The sequence below is a fragment of the Chryseobacterium sp. MDT2-18 genome (assembly GCF_030815285.1).
GTDB classification, from domain to species: domain Bacteria; phylum Bacteroidota; class Bacteroidia; order Flavobacteriales; family Weeksellaceae; genus Kaistella; species Kaistella salivictor.
Map to the genome: position 1 here is coordinate 99,672 of NZ_JAUSWQ010000009.1, position 26,166 is coordinate 125,837.

General features: G+C 37.2%; 24 protein-coding genes and 3 tRNA genes. 20 read left to right on the forward strand and 7 right to left on the reverse strand.

The window, feature by feature from the left end:
* Positions 1-153: 153 nt before the first annotated feature.
* Positions 154-2,667: a M1 family metallopeptidase gene (locus QF004_RS10370; protein ID WP_307425933.1), complete on the forward strand. Its 2,514-nt coding sequence runs from the start codon at positions 154-156 to the stop codon at positions 2,665-2,667.
* Positions 2,668-2,731: 64 nt separating this feature from the next.
* Here QF004_RS10370 and QF004_RS10375 read toward each other — a convergent pair whose 3' ends face one another.
* On the reverse strand, positions 2,732-3,961 hold the full coding sequence (locus tag QF004_RS10375) for a dicarboxylate/amino acid:cation symporter (protein WP_307425935.1): 1,230 nt from the start codon (positions 3,959-3,961) through the stop codon (positions 2,732-2,734).
* A 466-nt stretch (positions 3,962-4,427) separates the two neighbouring features.
* On the opposite strand from QF004_RS10375, the gene QF004_RS10380 reads away from it, so the two are divergent.
* The 8 genes from QF004_RS10380 (at position 4,428) to QF004_RS10415 (ending at position 10,725) form a co-directional block, all read left to right on the forward strand.
* The gene (locus QF004_RS10380; RefSeq protein WP_133438619.1) at positions 4,428-5,345 is read left to right on the forward strand and encodes a DnaJ C-terminal domain-containing protein; all 918 of its coding nucleotides are present in this window, start codon (positions 4,428-4,430) and stop codon (positions 5,343-5,345) included.
* Positions 5,342-5,599: a chaperone modulator CbpM gene (locus QF004_RS10385; protein ID WP_133438618.1), complete on the forward strand. Its 258-nt coding sequence runs from the start codon at positions 5,342-5,344 to the stop codon at positions 5,597-5,599. The genes QF004_RS10380 and QF004_RS10385 overlap by 4 nt, the downstream gene beginning before the upstream one ends.
* A gap of 307 nt (positions 5,600-5,906) precedes the next feature.
* The gene (locus QF004_RS10390) at positions 5,907-6,278 is read left to right on the forward strand and encodes a PadR family transcriptional regulator (RefSeq protein ID WP_133438617.1); all 372 of its coding nucleotides are present in this window, start codon (positions 5,907-5,909) and stop codon (positions 6,276-6,278) included.
* 4 nt (positions 6,279-6,282) lie between these two features.
* Positions 6,283-7,980 carry a PspC domain-containing protein gene (locus QF004_RS10395; RefSeq protein ID WP_133438616.1) on the forward strand — a complete coding sequence of 566 codons (1,698 nt, stop codon included), beginning with the start codon at positions 6,283-6,285 and terminating at the stop codon, positions 7,978-7,980.
* A gap of 341 nt (positions 7,981-8,321) precedes the next feature.
* Complete coding sequence (locus tag QF004_RS10400) at positions 8,322-8,888, forward strand: 1-acyl-sn-glycerol-3-phosphate acyltransferase (RefSeq protein WP_133438615.1); 567 nt, start codon at positions 8,322-8,324, stop codon at positions 8,886-8,888.
* Between the two features lie 12 nt (positions 8,889-8,900).
* On the forward strand, positions 8,901-9,317 hold the full coding sequence (locus tag QF004_RS10405; RefSeq protein WP_133438614.1) for a PaaI family thioesterase: 417 nt from the start codon (positions 8,901-8,903) through the stop codon (positions 9,315-9,317).
* Between the two features lie 50 nt (positions 9,318-9,367).
* The gene (locus QF004_RS10410) at positions 9,368-10,339 is read left to right on the forward strand and encodes a chorismate-binding protein (protein ID WP_307425945.1); all 972 of its coding nucleotides are present in this window, start codon (positions 9,368-9,370) and stop codon (positions 10,337-10,339) included.
* Positions 10,340-10,347: 8 nt separating this feature from the next.
* The gene (locus tag QF004_RS10415) at positions 10,348-10,725 is read left to right on the forward strand and encodes a VOC family protein (RefSeq protein ID WP_307425947.1); all 378 of its coding nucleotides are present in this window, start codon (positions 10,348-10,350) and stop codon (positions 10,723-10,725) included.
* Here QF004_RS10415 and QF004_RS10420 read toward each other — a convergent pair.
* Both QF004_RS10420 and QF004_RS10425 read right to left on the reverse strand, forming a co-directional pair.
* Positions 10,722-11,099 (reverse strand): DUF1634 domain-containing protein, encoded by a 378-nt coding sequence (locus QF004_RS10420; RefSeq protein ID WP_133438611.1) that lies wholly within the window; start codon positions 11,097-11,099, stop codon positions 10,722-10,724. The two genes, QF004_RS10415 and QF004_RS10420, sit on opposite strands and share 4 nt — an antisense overlap.
* Positions 11,100-11,930, reverse strand: coding sequence for a sulfite exporter TauE/SafE family protein (locus tag QF004_RS10425; RefSeq protein ID WP_133438610.1), 831 nt, complete (start codon positions 11,928-11,930; stop codon positions 11,100-11,102).
* A 107-nt stretch (positions 11,931-12,037) separates the two neighbouring features.
* Between QF004_RS10425 and QF004_RS10430 the strand changes: the two genes are divergently transcribed.
* Complete coding sequence (locus tag QF004_RS10430) at positions 12,038-12,589, forward strand: DUF1543 domain-containing protein (protein WP_307425950.1); 552 nt, start codon at positions 12,038-12,040, stop codon at positions 12,587-12,589.
* Between the two features lie 3 nt (positions 12,590-12,592).
* A complete protein-coding gene (locus QF004_RS10435) occupies positions 12,593-13,705 on the forward strand; it encodes a 5-(carboxyamino)imidazole ribonucleotide synthase (RefSeq protein WP_307425953.1) in 1,113 nt (370 codons plus the stop codon).
* A 93-nt stretch (positions 13,706-13,798) separates the two neighbouring features.
* On the opposite strand, the gene dapA is transcribed toward QF004_RS10435, so the two are convergent.
* Positions 13,799-14,671 carry a 4-hydroxy-tetrahydrodipicolinate synthase gene (dapA, locus tag QF004_RS10440; protein ID WP_307425956.1) on the reverse strand — a complete coding sequence of 291 codons (873 nt, stop codon included), beginning with the start codon at positions 14,669-14,671 and terminating at the stop codon, positions 13,799-13,801.
* A 110-nt stretch (positions 14,672-14,781) separates the two neighbouring features.
* On the opposite strand from dapA, the gene QF004_RS10445 reads away from it, so the two are divergent.
* The 4 genes from QF004_RS10445 to QF004_RS10460 are packed head-to-tail and all read left to right on the forward strand — an operon-like array spanning position 14,782 to position 19,450.
* Positions 14,782-15,552 (forward strand): 5'-nucleotidase C-terminal domain-containing protein, encoded by a 771-nt coding sequence (locus QF004_RS10445; protein ID WP_133438606.1) that lies wholly within the window; start codon positions 14,782-14,784, stop codon positions 15,550-15,552.
* Positions 15,545-16,495: a bifunctional UDP-sugar hydrolase/5'-nucleotidase gene (locus QF004_RS10450; protein WP_307425960.1), complete on the forward strand. Its 951-nt coding sequence runs from the start codon at positions 15,545-15,547 to the stop codon at positions 16,493-16,495. The genes QF004_RS10445 and QF004_RS10450 overlap by 8 nt, the downstream gene beginning before the upstream one ends.
* A gap of 4 nt (positions 16,496-16,499) precedes the next feature.
* Complete coding sequence (locus QF004_RS10455) at positions 16,500-18,761, forward strand: T9SS type A sorting domain-containing protein (protein WP_307425963.1); 2,262 nt, start codon at positions 16,500-16,502, stop codon at positions 18,759-18,761.
* A complete protein-coding gene (locus QF004_RS10460) occupies positions 18,761-19,450 on the forward strand; it encodes a DNA repair protein RecO (RefSeq protein ID WP_307425966.1) in 690 nt (229 codons plus the stop codon). Before QF004_RS10455 ends, QF004_RS10460 begins: the two co-directional genes overlap by 1 nt.
* A 67-nt stretch (positions 19,451-19,517) precedes the next feature.
* Here QF004_RS10460 and QF004_RS10465 read toward each other — a convergent pair whose 3' ends face one another.
* The gene (locus QF004_RS10465) at positions 19,518-20,225 is read right to left on the reverse strand and encodes a hypothetical protein (protein ID WP_133438602.1); all 708 of its coding nucleotides are present in this window, start codon (positions 20,223-20,225) and stop codon (positions 19,518-19,520) included.
* Positions 20,226-20,284: 59 nt separating this feature from the next.
* Between QF004_RS10465 and QF004_RS10470 the strand changes: the two genes are divergently transcribed.
* Positions 20,285-20,725 carry an RNA-binding S4 domain-containing protein gene (locus QF004_RS10470; RefSeq protein ID WP_307425969.1) on the forward strand — a complete coding sequence of 147 codons (441 nt, stop codon included), beginning with the start codon at positions 20,285-20,287 and terminating at the stop codon, positions 20,723-20,725.
* Here QF004_RS10470 and QF004_RS10475 read toward each other — a convergent pair.
* A complete protein-coding gene (locus QF004_RS10475; protein WP_307425972.1) occupies positions 20,712-21,230 on the reverse strand; it encodes a shikimate kinase in 519 nt (172 codons plus the stop codon). The genes QF004_RS10470 and QF004_RS10475 overlap by 14 nt on opposite strands.
* Positions 21,231-21,337: 107 nt before the next feature.
* Between QF004_RS10475 and QF004_RS10480 the strand changes: the two genes are divergently transcribed.
* From QF004_RS10480 to QF004_RS10495, 4 genes are all read left to right on the forward strand, one after another.
* Positions 21,338-21,410: transfer RNA gene (locus QF004_RS10480), tRNA-Lys, on the forward strand.
* Positions 21,411-21,448: 38 nt separating this feature from the next.
* A tRNA-Leu gene (locus QF004_RS10485) sits at positions 21,449-21,531 on the forward strand.
* Positions 21,532-21,612: 81 nt separating this feature from the next.
* Positions 21,613-21,685, forward strand: a tRNA-Lys gene (locus tag QF004_RS10490).
* A 190-nt stretch (positions 21,686-21,875) separates the two neighbouring features.
* Entirely contained in the window at positions 21,876-23,336 is a 1,461-nt protein-coding gene (locus QF004_RS10495) for a glycoside hydrolase family 130 protein (protein ID WP_133438599.1), read from the forward strand.
* 494 nt (positions 23,337-23,830) lie between these two features.
* Here the strand turns inward: QF004_RS10495 and QF004_RS10500 are convergent, their stop codons facing one another.
* Positions 23,831-26,116: a glycosyltransferase family 4 protein gene (locus tag QF004_RS10500; protein ID WP_307425977.1), complete on the reverse strand. Its 2,286-nt coding sequence runs from the start codon at positions 26,114-26,116 to the stop codon at positions 23,831-23,833.
* Between the last annotated feature and the right edge of the window lie 50 nt (positions 26,117-26,166).

Consider the following 26,166-nt stretch of genomic DNA (forward strand, 5'->3'; position numbering starts at 1 on the left):
GTAAACAAGATCCAAGAAAGCTGACAAATCTTTTAGAAAAATAATTCAATCAAAACTCCAGTGAAGTACAACTTCACTTTTTTTGTAACTTTTTCTGAAAATTACAGACCAATTTTGATAACCTCTCTTTTCAAAAATTCAATAAAATAGATTATGAAAAAAATATTAATTTCTGCCCTTTTATTGGGTGTGATTTTTAGTTCCCAAACCGCATTCGCACAAACCGATACTTCCGGTCGAACTGGGATCTACAGAGCGTCGCATACCAAAATGACGGAACTGAAACACACCAAATTAAAAGTCAATTTCGATTACCAAAAGGAACAGATGGCTGGCGAAGAATGGCTCACCGCTTCTCCTTACTTTTATCCCACCGATTCTTTGGTCCTGAATGCGAAAGGAATGTTGATTCACGAAGTTGCTTTAGATAAAAGTGGCAGCAAAAGTCCTTTAAAATACGAGTATAAAAACGATATGCTCAAAATTAATCTCGATAAAACCTATAATAAAAATCAGGATTATACGGTTTATATCAAATATACAGCGCGTCCGAATGAAGTAACTCAAAAAGGAAGCGCCGCCATTTCTGATGCCAAAGGTCTCTATTTCATCAATGCGCAGGGAACTGACAAAGATAAGCCGACTCAGATCTGGACGCAAGGTGAAACCGAATCGAGTTCTGCCTGGTTTCCCACCATTGATAAAACCAATCAAAAGACAACGCAGGAAATTTACATGACCGTTCCCGATAAATACGTCACTTTATCGAACGGTTTAATGAAATCTTCCACCAAAGAAGCAAACGGACTGCGAACCGACCATTGGGTGATGGATAAAAAACATGCACCGTATCTGTTTTTCATGGGAGTCGGCGAATACGCGATTGTTAAAGATAAATGGAGAAATATCGACGTTGATTACTACGTTGAAAAAGAATATGAACCTTACGCAAAACAGATTTTCGGGAACACGCCGGAAATGATTGAGTTTTTCTCCAAAAGATTAAACTACGATTATCCGTGGTCAAAATATGCCCAGATTACAGGCCGAGACTACGTTTCCGGAGCGATGGAAAATACCACAGCGACACTTCACCAAGAATCTGCGCAGCAAAAACCGGGAGATTTAATTGATGAAAACCGATGGGAAGACACCATCGCTCACGAATTATTTCACCATTGGTTTGGTGATCTGGTCACCGCCGAAAGTTGGAGCAATCTGACCGTTAACGAATCTTTCGCCAACTACTCGCAATACCTCTGGAACGAGCATAAATACGGAAAAGATATCGCCGATTATGGATTAATGAAAGAGATCAAAGGGTATATGATGGATCCTTCGAATATTTCAAAAGATTTGGTGCGTTTCAATTATCATTCGCGCGAAGATATGTTTGATGGAGTTTCTTATAATAAAGGAGGCGCAATTCTTCATATGTTGCGGAATTATTTAGGCGACGATGCTTTCTTTGCAGCATTAAACGATTATTTGAAAACCAACGAATACGGCACCGGCGAAGCGCATCAACTCCGATTGTCTTTAGAAAAAGTTTCGGGGAAAGATTTAAACTGGTTCTTTAACCAATGGTATTTCGACAGTGGAAATCCGAAAATTTCTTATACCACTACTTTTGAACCGGTGAAAAAACAAGTAACAATTTCCGTCAACCAAGATCAGATTGGTAAAAATTTTCAGTTTCCTTTGGCGATTGATATTTTCGAAAACGGAAAACCTACCAGAAAAAATGTCTGGGTAGATGCTAAAGAAAAAAATGATTTCACTTTTACGGTTTCAAAAAATCCTGAATTGGTCAATATTAATGCCGATGGAGTTTTGCTTTCCGAGATTACAGACAATAAAACAGCTGATCAGTATTTTACCCAATATCAGAATTCAAAAGAATTCCTGAGCCGATATAAGGCCGTTGAAAATGCAGCGGAAAACGTTTCTAAAAATCCCGCTTTTTTGAAGGTATTGGTTGCCGGCCTGAGAGATTCTAATTTTAGAATTAGAATGAAAGCGTTAACCGGATTAGATTTATCTAAACCGGACCAGGCAAAATCGGCGATTTCTGAAGTGGAAAAAATGGCTACGAATGATTCTAAAACTTTGGTTCAGGCGGCCGCAATTTCGGCTTTAGGAAAAACAAAAGATAAAAAATATCTGCCACTTTTTGAAAAAGGAATGAATGCGGTTTCCAATTCGGTAAAGGCGAATTCACTTGCTGGAATTGCTGCGGTTGATCCGTCGCGAATTGCGTCTCTGGCTGATAAAATCGATTTGGAAGGAGCCAGTGATGAAGTCATTGCAGAACTTTTGCCCATTATCGTTAAAAATAAAATCGAAAAACAAATGCCTGCAATTGCATCGACGGCGGCATTTTATCCTTTCATTAAATTTCAAAAACCGGAATTGGGCGATGCGGCAGAAGCGGGATTCAACTGGATTATGAGTTCTGATAATCTGAAAGCGACGGAAAACGTAACTAAAGTTTTAACGCAAGTGAAAAGTCAAATCGGTCAAAATCCGCAGGCAAAAATGATGATTGTACAGATACTGAAAGACGGTCTTGCCAAAAAGATGGCGGTTTTGAAAGCCAATCCTTCAAGCCCAACCATTCATCAGCAAATTGATTTGATTAATAAAACGATTGAAGCGTATAAATAAACTTCAAAAATAAGTGATGACCAAAAAGAACTTCCATTTTCGGAAGTTCTTTTTTTTATGACAATTAAGGAGCAAATTTTTTCGGCTCCTCAAATTTTTCCCCTGATATTTTCGTGACAAACATCGCAGCAACCGTATCTCCGGTTGAGTTTAGAACGGTTGCTAAAGGATCAACCAAAGTGCCGATAATCATCACCGCCGGAATCGCTTCCACCGGTAGCTGATACACCGAAATCATCAGCATTTCGCCGATATAACCACCATTCGGAATTCCTCCTGCGACAATACTCACAAAAATTGTAATTCCTAATGCTAAAAGTAAATTCATCGGATCGAAGAAATCTTTGCCGATAATGAGAAATGCCACATAAATTTTAATGATAGAAGACATTGAGGAACCGTTTTTGTGAAGCGTACTTCCAATGGGAATCACGATGTTGGCGATAGCATCGGGTATTCCTATTCTCGCGGCTGCCTGTAAATTTGCGGGCATCGTGGCAAAACTGCTGCAGGTCGAAATGGCCGTTAAACTCGGATAGATATTGTTGGTCCAGAATTGTCGGACACCGATTTTACCTTTGGCTACAAATGCATAGATCGTAAAAAATACGAAGAAATAAACAATCCCGGAAGTATAATATAAACCGAGCGGTTTTGCATAAAAACCAAAAAGTTGAGGCCCGATGGTCGCGACCTGAAAAGCAAAATAAGCGCCTAAACCAACCGGTGCCGCTTTCATTACAAGCAGTAAAAGTTCCTTCATCACTTCGTAGCCGGACGCTAAAAAGGTTCGGAAAACTGCTCCTGCTTGTCCCGCTTTTCTGGCTGCTGTTCCGGTTAAAAATGCAAAGATTAATAACGCCAGCATGTTTTTTCTGGAAAATAATTCGGCAAATTCGCCCACGGTAAAAAAGCTTACGATTCGGTCGCCCCAGGTATCATTCGCAGAATTTTCAATCAGCTGATGGGACGTTGAAGGCAAAGCTTCTGTAGGAAATAAGTACACCACTGCAATGGTGAAAAGGGCAGCAATAATAATAAAAAGTAAGAAAGTGAAAATCATGGAGATGATTATTTTCCCGAATTTTCCACCTTGTTCTACGCTTGCAATCGAATTTGCAACGGCAAAATATACGAGAGGAACAACACTTACAAACAGTAAATTTAGAAAGATATCTCCGAGCGGTTTCAGATACGTTACCACATTCGGGAAAAATATTCCAATAAGACTTCCGGCCAAAATTCCACCTAACAGTAAAATAATGCCGGAATAATTTTTCAGAATGTCCTTCATATTTTGTAATTTTTTCAAAGATAGTAGTAAATTTTAAAAATTACATTTTAAAATTTAAATGAAAATTACCAGACCTTTCAAAACTAATCTTTCATCAATGATAGTGATGGATAGATAGTAAGTTTGGTAAGATTATTTAAAACAGAACGCATGGATTTCCTCTTCATTTCAATATGATCTGGGATGTTGGCAGGGATTTCCGTTTCGTTGAAAAGAATCGTTGAAGAGCCATAATTTAAAAATGACAGTGAAAGTCGCATATATTGGCGATTTAAGACCTGATATTTGATCAAATGAAAATCGTTTACATCCTAAAAAAAATGGAGCGATCAATTTTTTACGTCAAATTCGGAATTTTCATTAAAAACGAATATCCGCTGCTTAGAAAATATAAATGGAAAGATTTAACAGAACTTTAGAACATCATTCGTTTTAGTTTTTTTAAATTTGAGTAAATGATTATTTTATGGCATATATCGATTATTACAAAGTTTTAGGCATTGATAAAAAAGCGACGGCCGACGAAATAAAAAAAGCGTACCGAAAATTAGCGCGGAAATACCATCCTGACGTTAATCCCGGTGATAAAGAAGCGGAGCGGAAATTCAAAGAACTGAATGAAGCGAACGAGGTTCTGAGCAACGCCGCCAACCGCACAAAGTATGACCAATACGGCGAACACTGGAAGCATAGTGAAGAGTATGAAAAAGCGCAGCAGCAACAGCGGCAATCCCAACAGGGGAGAAGGTATGGCGATTTTGCAGATGCTGACTTTGGCGAAGGTGCCGATTTTTCTGATTTTTTCCAAAGTATGTTTGGCGGAAGTTCCGGTAGTTTTGGCAGGAGTTCGCGCGGCAGTGCTTCCGGGAAATTTAAGGGTCAGGATGTGGAGGCGACTTTGAACTTGCATTTGCGTGACGCTGCAAAAACCCATCAACAAACTTTTGATATCAACGGTAAAAAGGTGAGAATTACCATTCCTGCCGGCGTTGCCAACGGGCAGAAAATAAAATTGAAAGGACATGGGAATCCCGGTCATAACGGCGGACCAAACGGGGATTTGTTTATTACTTTTAATATTGAAGAAGATCATCATTTTAAAAGAAACGGCAACGATTTGAGCGCAGAGCTGGAAATCGATCTGTATACTGCAGTTCTTGGTGGCGAAACTTTAGTGAAAACATTAGATGGAACTGTTAATTTAAAAGTAAAACCGGAAACGCAGAACGGAACGAAAGTTAAATTAAAAGGAAAAGGTTTCCCCGTTTACAAAAGAGAAGGTGAGTTTGGTGATTTATACGTGACTTATGTGGTGAAAATGCCGACCAACCTGTCTGATAAAGAAAAAGAGTTATTTCTTCAACTTAAAAAACTAGCAACATGAGCGAAAGAATATCACGTGAAGAACTGGTAAGAATCTACAATGTGGAGATCACTTTTTTTGATTCACTGGAAGAAGCCGGCCTCCTGACAATCGAAACCGAAAACGAAATCAAATATTTGCCCTATGATGATTTATCGACTTTTGAAAAATACATTAATTGGCATTATGATTTGGAAGTAAATCTGGCAGGCCTTGAAGTGATCAGTCATTTGTTAAATAAGATTGAAAAGCTTCAGGTGAGAAATTTGCATTAATTAAGTCGGGATAAGTGATTTAAAACGTTTAAAAACAATCAAAAAATAATATTTATTTATTATTGAAATAATTACCGCCTCAATTTGAGGCGGTTTTTTTATTCTTTTTTCAGTATTCAACATAGTTTTGCAGGCTTTTTATCGGGGAATCAGAAATAAATGAAAAACATTTATACATTTTTACTACTTTGTATTGCATAATACTAAAATAAAATTATATCTTTGCATTGTAAGATTGGTTAATGATATTTTTTGATTTAATGAAATCTTGCAGTCGATAATTGACTTAATTAATAACCCATAAATAATGAACACAGAAAACACCAAAGCGCAAATGCGAAAAGGCATCCTGGAATTCTGTATTTTGAGTTTAATTAATGAAAAAGAAATGTATGTTTCTGATCTCATTGATGAATTGAAAAAAGGAAAACTGGATGTGGTTGAAGGAACCCTTTACCCATTGCTGACCCGATTGAAAAACGGAGAATTTCTTTCCTACCGCTGGGAAGAATCTACCGGCGGACCACCCCGAAAATATTACCAGTTGACCGACAAAGGAAAATTATTCCTCGCCGAACTGCTCAATACCTGGAATGAACTGACAGACTCTGTAAACCTAATTACTAAAAACAATAACCCTGCGAACGCTCCTGAAAACTCGTTCCAACCAAATAACTAAAACGATGAATAAGACACTCTCAATAGGACTTGCCGGTTTCTCTTTCACCATAGAGGAACACGCATACATCAAACTCAGCGACTATCTTGCCGCCCTCAGAAGTTCTTTGGATATTACCGAAGCTGATGAAGTGATGCACGATATCGAAATCAGAATGGTCGAGATATTTAAAGACGCACTCGGAAAACGCGAAGTGATAAATGATACTGATGTTGAAAGAGTAATTGCTCAAATTGGGTCACCAGAAAAAATCGAAGAACAAGAAGAAGCCTATTTCTCTGAGAAAACGACAAACTCAAAAAATACCCAAAAATCTCCTGCCGGTTTTAATGGTCAAAAACAATTATTCCGTGATCCTGAAAGGGCGAAAATCGGGGGCGTCTGCTCTGGATTGGCACATTATGTAGGGATGGACGTTGGTGCAATGCGTGCGATTTGGGTAGGAATTGCCATTTTGGGAATTTTCACCGCTGCAATCTCTACTTCATTAATTATTTTAATTTACGTCATCCTGTGGATCGTTTTACCTAAAGCAGAAACGGCTACCGATTTTTTAAAAATGAAAGGCAAGCCTTTAAATTTTGATAATCTAAAGGAAGAGTCGACCAAGATTGTACAGTTTGCCAATGAATCGAGCCAAAGAGTTGGCGAGATTTATAATGAAAATAAACCCTATATCAACAAAGCAGGAAACGGACTTTGGAATTTAGTGAGATATGTATTAGGCGTGATTCTTGCAATGATGGGGCTTTCACTTCTGATAGGATCATTCGCTATCCTGGGTTTTGGTTTTTCCGGAGCCAGTAATATTAACTTTTTCAGCAATTTAGGATTTTATTTACAGGACAGCAATCTTGGTTTTATCGTGATCGCATTGTCATTTCTTACGGCCTTTATTCCTGGACTGATTTTTTCTTACTTAGCAATAAAGTTGTTTTCGCCTAAAACTAAATTTCATAATACGGGATACGTTATTGGCGCCTTAGCTTTAATATGGATCGGATTGGTTGCTGCAACAGGGTTTACTGCCATTAAATTCAAAACGCAATACAGTGGGACCAATGATGATATCGAAAATATTGCCATCAATACCACGTCTGATTCTATCCTTATCGATGTGAAAAAAGTGGTCATTCCACAAAATTTCAAATCATTCTGGGACGATGTTTACTCTGATGGGAAAACCATCTACAAGCAGGATTACCCGAGAATAGATGTGACCAGAAAAGACGTGAAAGCTCCTTATCTTGAAATCAAAAAAAGAGCAGACGGTTACAATTTGCCATTGCGCTTAACCGTTCCATTGGAAATTATTGACAATAAAATTACGTTGCCGAATTACTTTTCTTATCCTTACAATGATCGTTTCCGGGATTATAGAGTGGATTATGAGTTAATCATTCCGAAACACATGAAGGTGATTTCGCTGCATGATGAGCGTGGTTTCTCTGTATTCGATGATCAGGGTGACGATAATCATGACAGTGATGACGACAGCGATTCGGTATCGGTAAGTTCCGGCAGTAATTCGATTGTCGTTCCTTCTGATAACGCCGATTCTATTATTATCAACGGTAAAAAAGTAGGAAAGCAAGAAGCGGAATTAATCATCAAAAAAATGAAGATGGATACGCATGATATCGAAGATGTCAATATCTCCATCAAAAACGGTAAAAAGGAAATATCCATTAAGACCAAATAACCGACGGAAATAAATTGAGAAAAATTGGATGCTGCGGATAATCATATTTTCAAATTCGTAAATTTTATTAAAAATTAACACTCACAAAATTTATTTTGTAAAATATAATTCCTAATTTCGTAGAGTTAATTTTATCGGTCAATTAATTAACAGTCAAAAACGTATAATTATGGTACAGTTTGTTTTAGAAATCGCAATCAAGATAATAGATTTCGTAAGTAATTTATTTTTGTAAGAATATTAATTCAATATCTTTGTAAGTATAACCAATAGAGTTTGGTTATACTTTTTTGTTTAGAACCCTAAAAAAAACTCGTTTTTACTCCTAAATTTTCCACTTTATGAAAAAACTATTCGGTAAATTAATGCTAAAAATCCTGGGTTGGAAAGTGGTCCTGGAAGGCGATGTAAATAACCTCGACCGTTGTATTCTGGTGGTTGCGCCCCATACGGCAAACGACGAATATATGCTGGGCAACTTCGCGTATTGGTCTCTGGGAAAACCATTGAAAGTCATTATAAAAGACCAGCACACTAAAGCGTGGTACGGCTTTTTGGTAAAAGCGATGGGAGGGGTAGGAATTGACCGTTCCCAAAAAAATGATCTGGTGAAATTTGTAGCCGACTTGTTCAAAAAAGAAGATTTTTCTTTGGTAATCACGCCGGAAGGAACCCGAAGTTGGGTGCCGAAATGGCGCAAAGGTTTCTATCATATGGCATTGGCAGCAAAAGTTCCTCTCGTAATTGCATCTGGCGATTTCAAAGATAAAATCATTTATTTGGGTAAGAAAATCTCTGTCGAAGATTTGGAAACCAGAACTTACGAAGATATCATGGCAGAGCTTCAGGAGTACTATAAAAAACGAACGCCCAAAGTTCCCGAAAACTGGAATCCGAAAATTTATTAACCTTACCCTTTTATGAAAAATAAAGAACAGATTTTAGAAAAACTCAATAATTGGGGTGGCGAAACTCTGGGGAAAACTTTAGATATTGTTTTCACAGATGTGACTGATGAGACACTGACTGCAACCATGCCTGTAACGCCAAAAGTGCATCAGCCTTACGGGATTTTGCACGGTGGCGCAAGTTGCGTTCTGGCAGAAACCTTGGGATCCTGTCTGTCGGTGATTCATGTGGATACCGAAAAATTTGCGCCGGTAGGAACCAATATCAATTCTAACCATTTGCGGAGTAAAAAACACGGAACTGTGACCGGAACCGCAAGATTTATAAGAAAAGGCAGAACCATGCATGTTTCTGAAATTGAAATCCGAGACGAAAAAGGAGAGTTGATCAACCATACCACGATGACCAATAATATTATTCCACGCTGATTTTTTATTGCAGAATCTTTTATTAAAGTAATTCCTGACAAAGATTTTTTATGATTTACTTCAGATATCCTTTTTCTGACCAAATTTTAACCATTGATGAAGCTTCTGCACAAAAAGCGGTTCGTTTTGTTTCTTTTGATACTGATGAAATAATTGATTTTAATGGAAATAGTAAAGAAATTTCTTTAAATCAGTTTTTAGATAATACAACAGATTCAGATTCTTTATCGTCTGAATTAATTGACTTTAAAGAAGAAAAAGAAACCGATTATCTGACCAAGATTCAACAGGTTATTGACTTTGTTAAAGAAAATAATCTTTCGAAACTGGTTATTTCACGCAGAAAATTATTGAATCTCGAAAGGGATAAAGTCAATTTAACGCAGACTTTTTTACACCTTTGTGAAGCATATCCGAACGCTTTCGTTTATTTCTTTATAAAGGACGGAAAATGCTGGATGGGAGCTTTTTCAGAAGTTTTGGGAAAATTCAATAAAAAAACTTCGGAATTTGAAACGATGAGTTTAGCCGGCACAATTCCTGTAAATGAAGATTGGACTCATAAAGAAATTGAAGAGCAGCAGCCGGTTACGGATTACATTAAAAACATTTTAAAAGACTATTCTGATGAGGTTGGGCAATCGGAAACCTACGATCATCCGTCGGGAAATATCAAACATTTAAGAACTGATTTCAAGGTGAAAATTGACCGGCAGGATGTAGAAAAAATAATTTCGGAATTGCATCCAACCCCTGCGGTTTGCGGTTTTCCAAAAGAATTTTGCCAAAAGGCAATTGCAGAATTCGAAGATCATCCAAGAAGTTTTTATGCAGGTTATATTAAAGTGGAAACCGATGAAACGATTCAATATTTTGTCAATTTAAGATGTGCTGAGTTTTTTCAGAATGCAGTTTTACTTTACGTTGGCGGTGGAATTACCGCAGACAGTTCTCCTGAAAAAGAGTGGCAGGAAACCGAATTGAAGGCGGGTGCTGTTTTGAAAAATCTTTCTTTTAATTAATGTAAATAATGCAGATTCATCACATCGCGATCATTTGTTCAAACTACGAAATCTCGAAGAAATTCTATACAGAAGTTTTAGGATTGAAGATTTTGCGGGAAGTTTACCGCAAAGAAAGACAATCTTATAAACTCGATTTAGGAATTGGTGATCAGTATGTTATCGAATTATTTTCATTTCCTCATCCACCGAAAAGACCTTCGCATCCCGAAAGTTGCGGTTTACGGCATCTGGCTTTTTCTGTAGAAAACATTGAAGAAAAAAGAAAAGAATTAATGAGGAAAAATCTTGATTGTGAAGAAATCCGTACCGACGAATTTACCGGGAAAAAGTTTTTCTTTACCCAGGATCCGGATAAGTTACCGATAGAATTTTATGAAAATTAATGCGCGAATCCCATTAAAAAACTTACCACCATAATTCCCAGAACAATTAGCGAAATAAGCACATAGGTGTAATCTTTCTCTTTGAGATAGCCAATCAGCGCAAATAGTATCCGGACCAAAGGCGTTAGAATCAGCAATAAGATTCCGAGCTGAATAATAGCCATTCCTTCCAGTTTCAGCAGAGAAGTCCAGAAACTTTGCCAGATATTTTCTTCCGAAATTTCTAATAAAGCATAATCTCTTGGCATTTCAAAACCTTCGAAGGAAAGTTTTATAAATCCAATAAACGAAGTGATAACAGATAAAAGAACACCTATCCGAAGAAGATTTCCTACGGAACGGTTAAGGTCGAAATCTGTAAAGTGGCGTTTCATTTATTTAAAATTATGGTTAATCCCGTTGTACATCATATAAATCGAAAGAATACTCACCACAATGGCAAATACCACTTTCAGTTTTTTGGTTTGGGAAACAATTAAAGTTTTTGATCCGATAAAACTTCCTACCACAACACCGATTAAAACCGGTGCCACAATGACAGGAATGATTTCTCCCCGCTGAAAATAAATCAAGGAACTCGCAACAGCGGTTACTCCGATCATAAAATTACTGGTCGTTGTAGAAACTTTAAAGGGAAGTTTCATCATATTGTCCATGGCTAAAACTTTCAGCGCACCCGAACCGATTCCTAAAAGTCCCGACATAATTCCGGCAAATACCATCATTGAAAATCCGGAAACGGTATTTCTTGCAGCATATTCTTTGACTACGCCTTTGTCTGGAAACGTTCCGTACAATTGTAGTTTATCTTCCAAACTGCCTTTAATTAAAGGTTCCTGATGATCGGGTTTTTTCCGCAAATTTAAAATTACGGTCAAAATTAAAATACTGGCAAAAATAATCCCAATCGTATTAGGATTCAAAATTCCCGAAATTAATGCTCCGATAATTGCACCAGTTGTAGTGGCGATTTCCAGGAACATTCCGATCCGGACATTGGTAAAACCTTCTTTTACGAAAGCCACCGCAGAACCGGATGAAGTCCCGATAACTGAAATTAATGAAGCGCCAATCGCATAGTGCATTGGTACACCGAAGCCAAGGGTAAGCAATGGAATGATGACAACGCCGCCGCCCAATCCGGTTAAGGATCCCAGTAATCCGGCAGCGACAGCTCCGAAGAACAGAATTAATATTTCCGACATGCTACAAATTTAGGTATTTTAAATTTTTTAGAAAATATTTCGGATTAAAAATACCTTAATATATTTTATAGAATTTATTTAAACCGTATTTTTGTTTTTTGTTGAACATGAAATTATTCTATACCATTCTCGGTGCCACTCCAAAAGGCAGAAACATTGAGCAACACGACGTTTTTTTTGGAATTGCAGAATCTCTGAAAGATCTGATTCCACACATGAAGAAATTCTGGCCCGAAGCAAAAGGTAAAATTCATATCGACTGTTATCAGGAAGTGAAGTTTGTTGATGGTTTTGAAGTGAAAATTGTCAGGAAAAATACTCAGGTTTCAGACGAACAGCTTTTTTTTATTAATCTGGGCGGTTATGAGATTGGGAAATTTGAGGAGTTGCATGAACAGCATTTGATGGTCGGAAAGAAAACATCAGAAATCATCAGAAGAGTCAAGAAAACCGATTTTTATAAAAATAGGGGTTTCAAAGATGCGGTAAGTCATATCGATGACAAGCACGGTGTTGATATCGATGAAATCTTTAAAATTAATGACATTTTACCCCAGAAAATGAAAGAAGAATATTCGGTCATTTTAGAAAAATCAGATTGTGAAAATCAGGAAAACTTTACGCATATCGGCTATTTAAAAATCAGTAAATTAAAGTAAAAAATGAAAATAGGAATTTTAGGAGGCGGACAATTAGGGCGAATGTTGATTCAGGAAGCTTTGAAATATGATGATGAATTTTACACCCTCGATCCGAATGCAGACTGTTCCTGTGCGAATATTTCTTTTTTTACAAAAGGAGATTTCAATGAAAAGCAGGCAGTAATTGATTTTGGAAAAGACAAAGACGTCGTTTCTATCGAAATCGAACATGTGAATGTGGAAGCGTTGCAGGAACTTGAAAAACAAGGCGTAAAAGTAATTCCTAATTCCGCTATCATTAAGACGATTCAGCAGAAAATATTGCAGAAGCTTTTCTACGAAGAGCACGAAATTCCAAGTCCGGCTTTTCAGATTATTTTATCGGCTGAGGAAGAAATTATTATTGATTATCCTTTCGTTCAGAAATTAAATACCGGCGGTTACGACGGGAAAGGAGTTCAGATCATTAAAGATGAAAACGATTTTAATAATTTATGGGACCAACCTTCCATTTTGGAGAATCTGGTGGATATTGACAAAGAACTTTCTTTAATTATCGCTAAAAATGAACGGGGCGAAATCAAAAGTTTTCCCGTAACTGAAATGGTTGCTGACCCGAAATTAAATTTATTGGATTTTAATATTTCTCCGACGCAGATTTCTGATGATGTTCAAAGTCAAATCGATGTCATTGCTGCAAAATTTATGAAAGCGGCGGATTCTGATGGTTTATTTGCCATCGAATTATTTTTGGATAAATCAGGTAAAGTTTGGGTTAATGAAACGGCGCCGCGACTGCATAATTCCGGTCATCAGTCTCAGGAAGGCAATGCCAATTCACAGTTTGAACAGTTTTACCGCGTCTTGAAAAATCTTCCGTTGGCAGATACTTCCAGTTTGGGGTTTTCAGGAATGCTCAATTTGGTTGGTGAAGAAAATTGCAGCGGAAAAGTAAAATACGAAGGTTTAGAAAATGTATTAAAATTAGCTGATGCCTACGTACATCTCTACGGAAAAACGGAAACGAAACCGGGGCGAAAAATGGGGCACATCAATGTTTTATCGGATTCCCGCGATGAACTTTTAGAACAGTTAATTCATATTAAATCTTTGGTGAAAGTGGTTGCTGTTTAAAAGCTGAAATATTTAAATTAAACCAATCTTTAATCCATAAAAAAAAGGACTCTTCCGAAAAAGAGTCCTTTAATTATATCTGAAATCACGCAGTTATATTTTTGCCATTTCTGCTTTTATCTTATCCTGTAATCCTGGAGTAGCAATTACTAAAGGCAATCTTACATGGTTTTTAATAATTCCCATTTCTGTTAAAATAGTTTTAATTCCGGCCGGATTTCCTTCAGCGAAAATCAATCTTGTAATTTCGACTAATTTGTTGTGGATTTCATACGCCTCTTTTACTTTGCCATCAAAAGCGAGTTGAACCATGGTGGAGAATTCTTTCGGATATCCTTGCCCGATCACCGAAATCACGCCATGTCCACCAGCTAAAGTGACAGGAAGTGTATATTCGTCATCGCCGGAAACCAGGTTGAAATGTTTCGGTTTTTGACGCAGAATATCGAAATATTGCAGAATGTTTGGTGCTGCTTCTTTAATTAAAAATAAATTCGGGAAATCTTTTGCCAATCTTAAAGTGGTGGCAGCTTCCAGATTTTGTCCGGTTCGTGACGGTACATTATAAATGATAATTTGTTTGCCCGTTCCTGCCAATGCTTTGTAATGCTGATAAAGTCCTTCCTGGCTCGGTCTGTTATAATAAGGTGATACCGAAAGTATAGCGTCGAAATCTGATAAATCGGTCTCTTCGATTTGTCTTTTCACCTGCATCGTATCATTTCCGCCAATTCCCAAAACCAAAGGAAGACGTTTATTGTTAACCTTTATAATATGTTGAATGACTGCTTTTTTCTCTTCATCAGAAAGGGTAGCTGCTTCGGCGGTCGTTCCTAAAACAACCAAATAGTTTGTTCCGTTGGTGATATTGTATTCTACCAATTGGGTTAAAGAATCAAAATCTACAGATAAATCTTCATTAAAAGGCGTAACCAAAGCTACACCAAGACCTTTTAAATTGTTCATTTTTATAAAATTAATGTTTCAAAATTACGAAAATTAATACGAGAATTTATTAAAAAAAAGGATTAGTTTATATTCATATCTTTATATTTGCAATAATAGATTTTATGAACATGAAGACAAAATATCTCATTTTTGGGGTGTCGCTTTTATCGGTTATTTCGTGCAGAACGCCGCTGAATGTAGCCAATGTGCAGACCGGGAAAAATATAGCGCTATCGACAGATTTACCGGAAGATGCCTTATTCACAAAGACCATAGCGCCTTATAAAGCGGAACTGGAAGGAAAGATGAATAAAATAATTTCCCATACTTCGGTGGATTTAACCAAAGAAGGAGACAACAGTACTTTAGGAAATCTTCTGGCAGATTATACTTTTGAAGGAGCTGATGAGTGGGCAAAAAAAAATGGAATCACCAATGGAGTGGACGCTGCGGTAATCAATATCGGTGGTATCCGAACTACGATTGGAGCTGGCGATATCCTGACCAAACAGATTTATGAAGTCATGCCATTTGAAAATGAAGTGATCATCGTGAAAATGAAAGGAAGCGATTTGCAGGGACTTTTCGATTATTACCTGAAAACACTGAAAAACAATCCCGTTTCTCATTTGTATATTGAAACTGAAAACGGAATGAATGTTAAAGAATTGGTGAACGGAAAAGAAGTAGAGCCGGGCCAAACCTATTATATTGCAACTTCTGATTATTTAGCGCTGGGTGGTGATAACATGGATTATTTTAAAAAAGGCGAACTGATTCCTACAGGTATAAAATTACGGGATTTGTTTTTGGAGAAATTCATAGCCAATCCGGAAATTAAAGTTCCGACAGATCTGCGCCTTAATTTTAAAAACAAAAAAAACAAAACCGATGAATAGGAAACAGTTTCTAAAAACCCTGGGTGGTGGCACATTGGCGATGACCTTGGCGCCAAATCTTTTGTTGGCCGAGAATTTCACAGCTTTAAATGTGGCTTCAGAAAATCAACTTACCATCCTTCATACCAACGATCAACACAGCAGAATTGAACCTTTTGATTCGAGTTATACCAAAAATCCAAACCAAGGCGGTTTTGCACGGCGGGCAGCTTTGATCCAAAAAATAAGAAGTCAGGAAAGCAATGTTCTTTTGCTGGATTCCGGTGATACTTTTCAGGGAACGCCCTATTTTAATTTTTTTGGAGGCGAACTTGAATTTAAATTAATGTCGATGATGGGTTACGATGCTTCTACGATGGGAAATCACGATTTCGACAACGGTTTGCAGGGATTTAAAAAGGTAAGGCCGAACGCTAAGTTTCCGTTTATTTGTTCCAATTATGATTTTAAAAATACCATTCTCGATGGTGAAACTGAAAAGTATAAGATCTTTAATAAAAACGGAATTAAAGTCGGGATTTTCGGAGTCGGAATTCAACTGGCTGGTTTAGTGGGCAAGAAAGATTATGGCGAAACCGAATTTCTGGATCCCATCGAAATCGCACAGCATTACGCCGACTTTTTAAGAAAGGAAAAAAAATGTGATATGGTAATTTGCTTATCCCATATCGGATATGATTATAAAGACGATCCCAAGAAAGTTTCAGATAAAATTTTAGCAGCAAATACAGATGGGATCGATTTGATTTTAGGAGGTCATACCCATACTTTTTTGCCGGAACCACAATCTTTTTTGAACAGATCGGGGAAGAATGTTTTGGTCAATCAGGTAGGTTGGGCAGGATTGCTTTTAGGTAAAATCACCTTTTATTTCGATAAAAATAAAAAGGTAAAAAATGTTTCATGGAACAACCAAGTTATCGATGACCGCATTTTAGTATAACCCCATGAAAAAAATACTGCCCCTTTTACTTTATTTCTTTTCATTGAATTTTTCGGCGCAAAAAATTTCCTCGGCTAAATGGTCAGATTTATTTTCGTACAATAATGTTTTGGCTATTCGGGAAGACAGCGGAAAACTCATTGCGGCCACAGAAAATGGAATCTTTTTCTACACTCCGGCGACTGGTGAAATAACCAAATTATCAAAAGCCAACGGACTTCATGAGGTGAAGATTTCCGCCTTTGATTATAACCCGGCAACCAAATTTGGACTGGTAGGTTACAAAAACGGATCATTGGATGTGATTACGCCCGAAGGGATTACGTATGTGGTAGATATTCCCATTGCAACAGGATATAGTGGTGATAAAAAAATAAATCATATTTCTATTACAGGGAATTTAGCCGTAATCTCAGTTGGTTATGGGGTTTCTGTTTTCAGATTAGATAAAAAAGAATTTGGAGACTCCGCCTTTTTTATAAATAGTGGTACTTATCAGGCATCCAGAGAAGCGGTAATTAAAGATAACATCGTTTACGCTGCCACCTCTACCGGCTTGAAAAAGCATGAAATGAATGTGACCTTTCCAATTTATACGACCTGGGAGACGGCAGCGGGTGGTGATTTTACTCAAATTGCTAAAGGAGATATTTTAGCTTATGCAAATACTAACATGGTGAAATATGGTGACGGAAGCACGTTCTCAACATTACCGCAGCGTTTTTCGAATGTTCAGGATGTTGTCGTGACTGCACAAAATATTATTGTTGCAGATTTAAATGCAGTTTCAGTTTTTGGAATTACCGGCAATCTGATAAAATCATATTCAACAGCAGAGCAGCTGAATACAGGATTTTTCTACTTTTCAAAAATTTATGCAGGTACTAAAGTTTCGGGAATTTTAAATGAGAACGGTGATGTTTTGAAACCTGATGGACCTTACGATAATACATCATACAAAATTTCCTTACTGGACGATAAACTTTATGTTTCAACGGGCAATAGAACAAACAGATATAATGACGCATCTCCAAATGCTAAAAATCTTGGTTTTTATTATTTCACAGGTTCAGAATGGATATATCCGACCTTTTTTGTTAACAGTTCATTAGGATTTAATGTGATGGATGTAGTAGCTAATCCTTCAGATATGACAGAGGTTTTTTTTACAAATTATATTCCAACGGGCACTCAGGGTGTATATCGAATGAAATATGATCCCTCTCGAAAAGATTTTGAGGTAAAGAAAGTGTACACAACAGGAAAAGATTTTTATCATGGTAGACCTTTAGGTCTTGCATACGATAAAAAAAATAATCTTTTTGGTACTGTTGCCTATTTGGATATTGAAAATACTGCAGGAAATTCTGGAATGATGGCTTATGACAAATCTTCGGATTCATTTTCTTATAAAACCCTTAAGATGGGCACAGGGGTACAGAAACCTTTAATTTCTGATGGTTATATTTGGATACCCCTACCTAGAGATGCTGCTTTGGCTGCAGTGAATTATAAAGGGACCTCAAGTGTCTTGGATGATGATATTTATTTTGTACGAAAAACGGCAGGTTTACCAGCAAGCTCCGAGGGTATAATCTCAGTAGCGATGGATCGTTCAGGTGACTTGTGGATTGGGACTGATAGTGGAGTGAGGATTCTTTCTTCTGCAGTATCAAATATTCAAAATGATCCCAGTGTAAATCCCATAATAATTGAAGAAAATAGTGTTGGTGAAGAGCTGTTTCGAGATAGCAGTATTTTACAGATCGAAGTAGATAGTGGGAATCAGAAATGGATATCTATTAGCGAGGGTGGAGTCTTCTATTTAAATTCAACAGGAGAAAAGACGATTAATCGTTTTACAAAAGAAAACTCTCCTCTTCCCACCAATAGCGTTACCGACATTAAAGTGGACAGCAAAACCGGAAAAGTATATTTTGTAACTCTGGATGGAGTGGTTGTCTACCAAGGCGATGTTTTGGAAGTTACCGAAAACTTCGGCGATGTTTTGGTGTATCCAAATCCTGTTGTTTATGCTCAGTACAAAGGAAATGTGCGTATTCGGGGTTTAGCCGCTAAAACAAATATCAGAATCACTGATGCAGCAGGGAATTTGGTTCATCAAGCCGTCGCGCGCGGTGGGTCTTATGAGTGGAATCTTACTAATCATCGTGGTGTGCGGGTAGCATCTGGAATTTATTTTGTCTTAATGACCAATGAAGATGGAACAGATACCGCTACTGCTAAAATTGCGGTGGTGAATTAATGCAAACTCAAAACTGTTTTCTTCTTTCTTATTTAAAATATGGCGATAATGATGCAGTCTTGCATTGTTTTACCGTCGAAAACGGTTTTCAGAGTTTCTTTGCGAAAGGAATTTATTCAGCCAAAAATAAAATGAAACCCTATCTTTTTCCGCTTAATTTATTAAACATAACTGTTTTTAAAGCTGTGGCAGAAAATAGAATATCCCGAATTTCAAAAATAGAACTGGCTCCGGATCATTACGATTTTCAGGAAGTTGCCATGAATTCGATTTTGTTTTTTACTGCTGATTTCTTACATCAGGTTTTGCGCGAAGAAGGGAAAAATATAATGCTGTTTAAAGAAATTGAAACTGTAAGAAAAGAAATCAGTGCTCAAAATTACGACGCGTATCTGGTTTTTATTTTTAAATATCTTTCTATTTCAGGAGTTGCACCGTTATATGGCGATCAGAAATTTCTAAATCCGGAAAGTGGAATTTTTGAAGATCATATATCTCATCCTTTTTTTGATGAAGCTATTTCTTCGCTTTGGAAAAGATTTTTAAATAGCACCGATGCTTATGAGATGAGGCTGAAGCGTGACGAAAGAAGCTCGTTTCTGGATGCGCTGATGATCTACTGCCGGATTCACATCACCAGTTTTTACACACCGAATTCCTTAGCAGTCGTCCGGCAGATTTTCGAATAGAAAGTTTAGATATAAAAAAAAGTTCCTTGGAATAAGGAACTTTATCTTTTTTAATAAATGTATTTTTCTAACGTGGCGTTGTTTTATAAACCTGGAAGTTAAATATAAAACTTCTGTCTTTAAACGAAATGTTATTATAATTAAAATGAGCATCACGCGCAAAAGCTGCACGGGAAGGCACTATAATTACACCTTGCAGATTATAATTGGACTCATTTGGAAGATCATAAGCTTTGAACTTCTGAAGCGCCTCTATAAATCCTTCTATTTCATAGAAATTTCTTTGTTTTTCAATCTCCGTTTTACCGTTTTTCAAAACGTCATCTTTAACATGAAAATACGCAGGATCCAGTTCTGGGATTCCCGAGCCGTTAATTGTATTTCTAAAAGAGTAGGGAGAGGTGAATGCTACGTTACCATCTGTATCGGTCGCAACATAAGTCATCGAGTTGCTCATTAATGTAATAATATCTGAACTTCCTATTTCCTTTCCAGGATTTGGCTGGGCATTGGGTCTCATGATGTAAATAACACCTGAAGGCAGAGTTACGGGATTTAATTTTGATAGTTTCACATTGATGACGTCTGTGTCAACGTATTCTTTAAGATTTCCTTTTGCATCCAGGTAATGGGTTTCCAGAAACTTCTTTGCAGCAACGTCATCATTGGTGTTTTGAGTTTCGATATTTACTTCAGGCACTATTTCCTCACCATCTTTTCTGCAGGAAGTAATTGCAATGGAAGCCAGAGCAAGGAACAAAAATGTTTTTTTCATATTTAATATTATCATTAAATTGCTAAAATTATTTAATTCAGCAAAAGTATAAATAAAATATGAGAATAGATAAGTTTTTATGGTGCGTTCGTTTTTATAAAACCAGAAGTATTGCTACAGATGAGATTAAAAAGAACAGAGTCTCGCTCGCAGGTCAGACTGTAAAATCATCCAGAGAGGTGAAAGACGGAGATTTGATTAAAATTAGAAAAAACCAGATCGACTACCAAATCAAAATTATACAGATTCCCAAAAGCAGAATAGGTCCAAAATTGGTTCCGCTCCATATCGAAGACCGCACGGAAAAAGAACAGTATGAAATTCTGAAATTACGAAATCTCAATCAGGAACATTACCGGAACAAAGGAGAAGGCCGACCGACCAAAAAAGACCGAAGGGAACTCGACGGTTTTACCGCAGGAGACAGCAATTCTGACATGGAGAACAGCGACTGGGACCTGTTTTTCAGCGAGGTGGATGACGACTCTAAGGAAGGTTAATTAAAGCAATGATTTCATCGCCGATTTCTTCGGGAGTTTTAGCATCTGTGGCGACGGTGTATTTTGCCTGGCCGTAGAAAACCTGTCTTTCAAAAAGATGTTTTGCAATAAATTCTGGGAGATCTTCATCAGGGATTTTTGCAATCAAAGGGCGTTTTTGCTTTTGTTTCAACAGCCGTTCCGTCAATGTTTTTACTGAACTTCGTAAATAAACACTTTCGCTTTTTTGGGTAATGAGTTCGATATTGTTATAATAAGCGGGAGTGCCGCCACCTAAACTCAGGATGCAGTCTTTTTCGGTATCAAAAATTTCTTCTAAAAGAAGTCTTTCTTGTTTTCTAAAGTAGATTTCACCCCTTTTTTCGAAGATTTCGGGAATTGTCATTCTGTTTTTCAAAAATATTTCCTTGTCTAAGTCAATTAATTTTAATTGAAGTTTTTGGCTCAAAACTTTGGAAATGTGAGATTTGCCGCTGCCCATATACCCGATGAGTGAAATTATCATATTTTTATTTTGTACAAAGTTCCAAAAAAATTTTGAGAATTTAAAAAAAGAAGTATCTTTGCACCACTCTAAAACGAGAATACAACAGTTCAGATTTAGAGGTGACCGACTCGGTAGCTCAGCTGGTAGAGCAATACACTTTTAATGTATGGGTCCTGGGTTCGAATCCCAGCCGGGTCACAAGCGAAAAACCTCCGTATGTTTTACGGATTTTTTTTGCCTGCGTGGTGAAATTGGTAGACACGCCATCTTGAGGGGGTGGTTTCCTAAGGATGTGCTGGTTCGAGTCCAGTCGCAGGCACACAACATCAGCAATGAGTAATCAATAGATGAGTAATGTTAAATTGCTTATTACTAATATTCATTATTTATTAAAAAGACCGACTCGGTAGCTCAGCTGGTAGAGCAATACACTTTTAATGTATGGGTCCTGGGTTCGAATCCCAGCCGGGTCACAAAATTACTTTTTCGGAAGTAATTTTTTTTTCATATTAATATTTTGTGATTTGGTGTTCAAAAGTCTTCTTATTAGGAAGACTTTTGTTGTTTCTGGAAGTTAAGGATTCAAACTTTAACATAATTTTATCGTTGCAGTTTATTGTTTTTTTATTCTTCTTTGTACCTTAGATGTTCAAAATCAATACGATGAGAGTTCCAGTTACACGAAAACAATTGCATTTCCTACCTGACTCCAGTAGGGTAGTTGCGCGCTATTTTATGAATGGTGATACTGCGACGAAAGATACTTTAGCATTGGTTTTTGCGATGAGTGATTACGAAGTCCATACCGCTTTAAACCAAACATTAAGGGAGTTTGCCTATAGACATCGTCACATTACTTATCTTTTTAAGAAGCATTATAATAATGTGATTGGCATCATTAAAGAAATGCAGGTTAATATCAATGAAATATCAGAGGAGCGTAAACTTCTGATCGGTTCATATCTTACGATGGAATATTCCCTTGAATCGACTGCATTTTTTAACCCTTCTATTATTCCCGATGTGGATCAGACTTATCTGGAGAAAGGCGAAATGCGCGTTATCATTTCCTTCAGAGCCACTGGTGAAGGTCATATCTCATCTATCGTATTCCGGCGGGCAATACTAGATAGAAACAACGATTTACACTTGATGAGTATCGGCAAATCGATGGACATGGCTGAAGTCCTGCAAAAAACTTCTTACCATAAGGGAAGGTTTGTTAAAAAAATGCAGGAGATGAAAATTCCTGATAAGTATTATATTGACATTGTTGAAAATCTACCCAATCATTTTGATTATGCTACTTTAAAAAATTCTGTAGACAGTACATTGAAAGATGCAAGTATAAGTACTGATAGAAAGATTGCTCTGGAAGAAATTGCATGGTTACTGGAGTCTTATTATGATATTGAATTTCAGCATGACTCAGATATTAGCGAACGTGTAATTTATCCTGTTTCAGAATCGGAAAGCAATGGGATCGAAGATGCCCGTTTTGTTCAGTTTACAGATGATGATGGAAGCGTGAAATTTTACGCTACTTACACTGCCTATAATAGTCATACTATTTTACCAAAGTTTCTTTCCACCGAAGATTTCTGCACCTTCAGAATTATGCCTTTGCGCGGAAAAGGTGCGATGGGAAAAAATTTGGCATTTTTCCCCAAGAAAATAAAAGGTCAATATGCAATGCTGTCCCGGATAGACGGAATTAATAACTATATCATGTTCTCTGATCGGAATACGCTTTGGGATAATCCGATTCTTCTTCAGAAACCCAAGTATGCATGGGAATTTTCGAAAATAGGAAATTGCGGCTCACCGATCTGGACCGAAAAAGGATGGTTGATCATTACCCACGGAGTAGGTCCGATGCGAAGATATTGTATTGGCGCGTCGTTACTGGATTTGGATGATCCGACCAAAGAAATTGGAAGGTTAGAAGAACCGTTGCTCATTCCGTTGGCAAACGAGCGGGAAGGATATGTTCCCAATGTCGTGTATTCATGCGGATCCATTATCCATAATAACCATCTGATTTTGCCTTATGCAGTTTCCGATTATTCTACCACTTATGCCGTTGTGGAGTTGGCAGCATTATTTGAAGGTTTAAAGATTTAGACCGTATAAAATCGAATTGACAAGAGGAAAGATCTTTTACAAAACTTGACTCAGAATTATATCGAAGATAGTGACGGTTTTTTTTAAAAACTTTAATCCTAACTTTCCGGTCAGCATACAGTCAGCATATGGTCGGTATACAGTATAGGTTACTGCGAAGGAGAGTGCAGTAAAATATACACCAATTGATTTTGATCGTGCTCCCATATTTTGATCTCGAACCGGAATACTGTTTTTTACTATTACGTTTGAGTTAAATTATTCAGATTAACTTTCCGAATTGGAACATTTAAAAAATTGAATTTGATGTACCCATTAGTAATGAAATTATTCTGTTACGCTTTGTTAAGTGAAATCGAAAACTTCATGAAGTCAAACCGTACTCAAAAATAGAAAAAAACGAGTATTTATAAATTGCATCATTGTGTTAAAAATTTTCATTATAATTTAAGATGTATTTTGAATTTTTTGCAGAAGTGAGTATGAAGGATTATCTAATCTATTTTTGAAATCTCCGTCTCACTATGCCGTGTTGTGTGGTTGACTGAATTATTTGAAGTACTCACTTCCCGAAAATGAGCGGATTCTTCATACGCTTGTAAGACCGTAAGATGCGAAATGAGATAGGCCAGTGAACTTTCGGCGCCCTGATTGCGGTTAATGCCATAATCCTCGAAACCATCACAACATCCTTTGGTCTCAAAATCATACAGACTCAGCCGAAGATCATTTTCACCTAAAAACCAGAGATAAGAAGTGAAAATATTTTCGAGATACTTCCTGTCTTCTGTTAAAACAAATGCTTGATGGTATGCCAGTACCATGGCCATCGCATCTATTGGCTGCTGCGCGTAAATAGAACGTTCTTTATCTTTTATGAACCATTGTCTGTTGCCAATTACTGATAAATAACCATCCTTCAGTGTGTGAGTAGTCAGGAAATTCATGGATTCAAAGGCAATGTCTTTTGCTTTTTTATTTTCTAATACTTGTGAGGCATGTAATAATGCTAAAGGCAGAATCCCATTATCATACGCCAAAAGCGATTCAAACCAATCCCAGTCTTTTGATCTGTTTTGTTCAAAATGTGCCACAAGAACGTCCGTCATTCTTACCAGACACATCTTTATCTCGAGATCTCCCGGATTTGCTTTAAGGTAATAGCTGATGCCAATCATTGTGTTGGCAATACCTCTGATTGATTTCATTTTTTCAAAATTAGGAGCTGCATCAAAAAAGACCAACCTTGCTGTCTGGTAAAAAGCATCATTCGGAGCGTTTTGCATGAGATAACCGAGACTCCAGATCGTTCTTCCAAATGAATCCTCCGAACCCACCTCATCCAGAAAATTGCGGTTGAAGCTGAGGAAATTTCTGAAAGTCCCATCCTTATTCTGCATATAATGGATATAGCTAAGATAAATTGGCATTAAGTCTAATGCAATTTGATTCTTTTTTAGTTTATAGGCCATACAAGCCATCAACATCGCACGGGCATTGTCGTCTAAGCAATAGCCTTCTTTCAGGTTAGGGATTCCAAATTTTGCATGCTGAATAATTCCGGTATCATCAGTCAGCCTTTTTATATGAGTTAATGAAAATGGGGGTAACAATAAGGGATCGATATCGGTGTCATTTTTCTGTTCTGGTTTTACGGGGTCATAAGTCAATTGCTCAGCCAGTTCAATGTACTTCTCACCGATTTTTGGCCAGATGATTCCCTGACCATATTTTTCAGCTTTTTGCTGAATGGTTTTCATTAATTGGGGTTTGTCAAACAATTCATTCAGGACCTTTGTTAAAGCGTGCTCATCTTTAAAATCGAAAAGACATCCTTTGTTTCCGGTTAGCAGTTCTGCTGCATGCCAATAGGGAGTAGAAACCACAACGCAACCTGAACCCATGGCGTAAGTTAACGTGCCGCTCGTAATTTGAGCTTCATTAATATATGGGGTGATATAAATATCACACGCAGCGAGATATTTAAAAAGCGCTTTTTCTTCAGCAAATTCATTGATTAACAGGACGTGGTCGCTTATTTTGAGCGTTTTTATGAGGAGATGAAGGTAGTTTCGGTATTGTTCACCTTCGGATCTGAGTAAGTGGGGATGCGTTTTTCCTAAAACGACATAGACGATATCAGGATGCTTTTTAATGATTTCAGGCAACGCTTTAATTACGGTTTCAATTCCTTTATTGCGGCCCACGAAACCAAAGGTTAAAAGCAGTTTTTTATCGGTAAATTTCAGTTCCGCTCTCGACTTCTCTTTATCAAAATGAATATCGGGGACGCCATGCTCAATTCGTAAAATTTTTGCAGACGGAACATGATAAATATCTTCAAGAAATTGAATGGCTTTATGACTCATGACCACTAATTTATCGGACATGGTGCAGATTTTTTTTAAAATGGCTTTCTCGGTGTAAGACGGTTTTTGAAGAATGGTATGCAGCGTTGAAATCAAAGGAATTTGCAAACGGTGTAAAAGCGGCAAAATATAGACGCCACTTTGTCCCCCATAAATCCCAAATTCATGCTGCACGATGCAGACATCTATATCACTTTGATTAATAAAATCAGCTGCTTTCAAATAATCGGTCTGATGTTCCTGACGTATTGTGAATTTCACCTCAGGCGGAAATGGGTAATTTTCCTGACCGTCATGCATGGCAATAATAATGACCTCATTATGGTCTTTTATGGCATGAACTAAACTCTGCGTAAAAGTTCCTATTCCGCATTCCCGTGGTGGATATGTAGCTATAAAGGCGATTTTCATTTTCTCAGTTTTTAAAAAAAATAAACAGCTGCTAATCAGTACGATAGTCT

Excerpts from the sequence above, each read along its gene's own strand:
- QF004_RS10430 (WP_307425950.1), top strand. The coding sequence starts at position 12,038 with ATGAAATTATTCTATACCATTCTCGGTGCCACTCCAAAAGGCAGAAAC.
- QF004_RS10470 (WP_307425969.1), top strand. The coding sequence starts at position 20,285 with ATGAGAATAGATAAGTTTTTATGGTGCGTTCGTTTTTATAAAACCAGA.
- QF004_RS10460 (WP_307425966.1), top strand. The coding sequence starts at position 18,761 with ATGCAAACTCAAAACTGTTTTCTTCTTTCTTATTTAAAATATGGCGAT.
- QF004_RS10450 (WP_307425960.1), top strand. The coding sequence starts at position 15,545 with ATGAATAGGAAACAGTTTCTAAAAACCCTGGGTGGTGGCACATTGGCG.
- QF004_RS10390 (WP_133438617.1), top strand. The coding sequence starts at position 5,907 with ATGAACACAGAAAACACCAAAGCGCAAATGCGAAAAGGCATCCTGGAA.
- QF004_RS10465 (WP_133438602.1), bottom strand. The coding sequence starts at position 20,225 with ATGAAAAAAACATTTTTGTTCCTTGCTCTGGCTTCCATTGCAATTACT.
- QF004_RS10495 (WP_133438599.1), top strand. The coding sequence starts at position 21,876 with ATGAGAGTTCCAGTTACACGAAAACAATTGCATTTCCTACCTGACTCC.
- QF004_RS10375 (WP_307425935.1), bottom strand. The coding sequence starts at position 3,961 with ATGAAGGACATTCTGAAAAATTATTCCGGCATTATTTTACTGTTAGGT.
- QF004_RS10405 (WP_133438614.1), top strand. The coding sequence starts at position 8,901 with ATGAAAAATAAAGAACAGATTTTAGAAAAACTCAATAATTGGGGTGGC.
- QF004_RS10370 (WP_307425933.1), top strand. The coding sequence starts at position 154 with ATGAAAAAAATATTAATTTCTGCCCTTTTATTGGGTGTGATTTTTAGT.
- QF004_RS10475 (WP_307425972.1), bottom strand. The coding sequence starts at position 21,230 with ATGATAATTTCACTCATCGGGTATATGGGCAGCGGCAAATCTCACATT.
- dapA (WP_307425956.1), bottom strand. The coding sequence starts at position 14,671 with ATGAACAATTTAAAAGGTCTTGGTGTAGCTTTGGTTACGCCTTTTAAT.
- QF004_RS10455 (WP_307425963.1), top strand. The coding sequence starts at position 16,500 with ATGAAAAAAATACTGCCCCTTTTACTTTATTTCTTTTCATTGAATTTT.
- QF004_RS10395 (WP_133438616.1), top strand. The coding sequence starts at position 6,283 with ATGAATAAGACACTCTCAATAGGACTTGCCGGTTTCTCTTTCACCATA.
- QF004_RS10445 (WP_133438606.1), top strand. The coding sequence starts at position 14,782 with ATGAAGACAAAATATCTCATTTTTGGGGTGTCGCTTTTATCGGTTATT.
- QF004_RS10435 (WP_307425953.1), top strand. The coding sequence starts at position 12,593 with ATGAAAATAGGAATTTTAGGAGGCGGACAATTAGGGCGAATGTTGATT.
- QF004_RS10415 (WP_307425947.1), top strand. The coding sequence starts at position 10,348 with ATGCAGATTCATCACATCGCGATCATTTGTTCAAACTACGAAATCTCG.
- QF004_RS10420 (WP_133438611.1), bottom strand. The coding sequence starts at position 11,099 with ATGAAACGCCACTTTACAGATTTCGACCTTAACCGTTCCGTAGGAAAT.
- QF004_RS10400 (WP_133438615.1), top strand. The coding sequence starts at position 8,322 with ATGAAAAAACTATTCGGTAAATTAATGCTAAAAATCCTGGGTTGGAAA.
- QF004_RS10380 (WP_133438619.1), top strand. The coding sequence starts at position 4,428 with ATGGCATATATCGATTATTACAAAGTTTTAGGCATTGATAAAAAAGCG.
- QF004_RS10500 (WP_307425977.1), bottom strand. The coding sequence starts at position 26,116 with ATGAAAATCGCCTTTATAGCTACATATCCACCACGGGAATGCGGAATA.
- QF004_RS10385 (WP_133438618.1), top strand. The coding sequence starts at position 5,342 with ATGAGCGAAAGAATATCACGTGAAGAACTGGTAAGAATCTACAATGTG.
- QF004_RS10410 (WP_307425945.1), top strand. The coding sequence starts at position 9,368 with ATGATTTACTTCAGATATCCTTTTTCTGACCAAATTTTAACCATTGAT.
- QF004_RS10425 (WP_133438610.1), bottom strand. The coding sequence starts at position 11,930 with ATGTCGGAAATATTAATTCTGTTCTTCGGAGCTGTCGCTGCCGGATTA.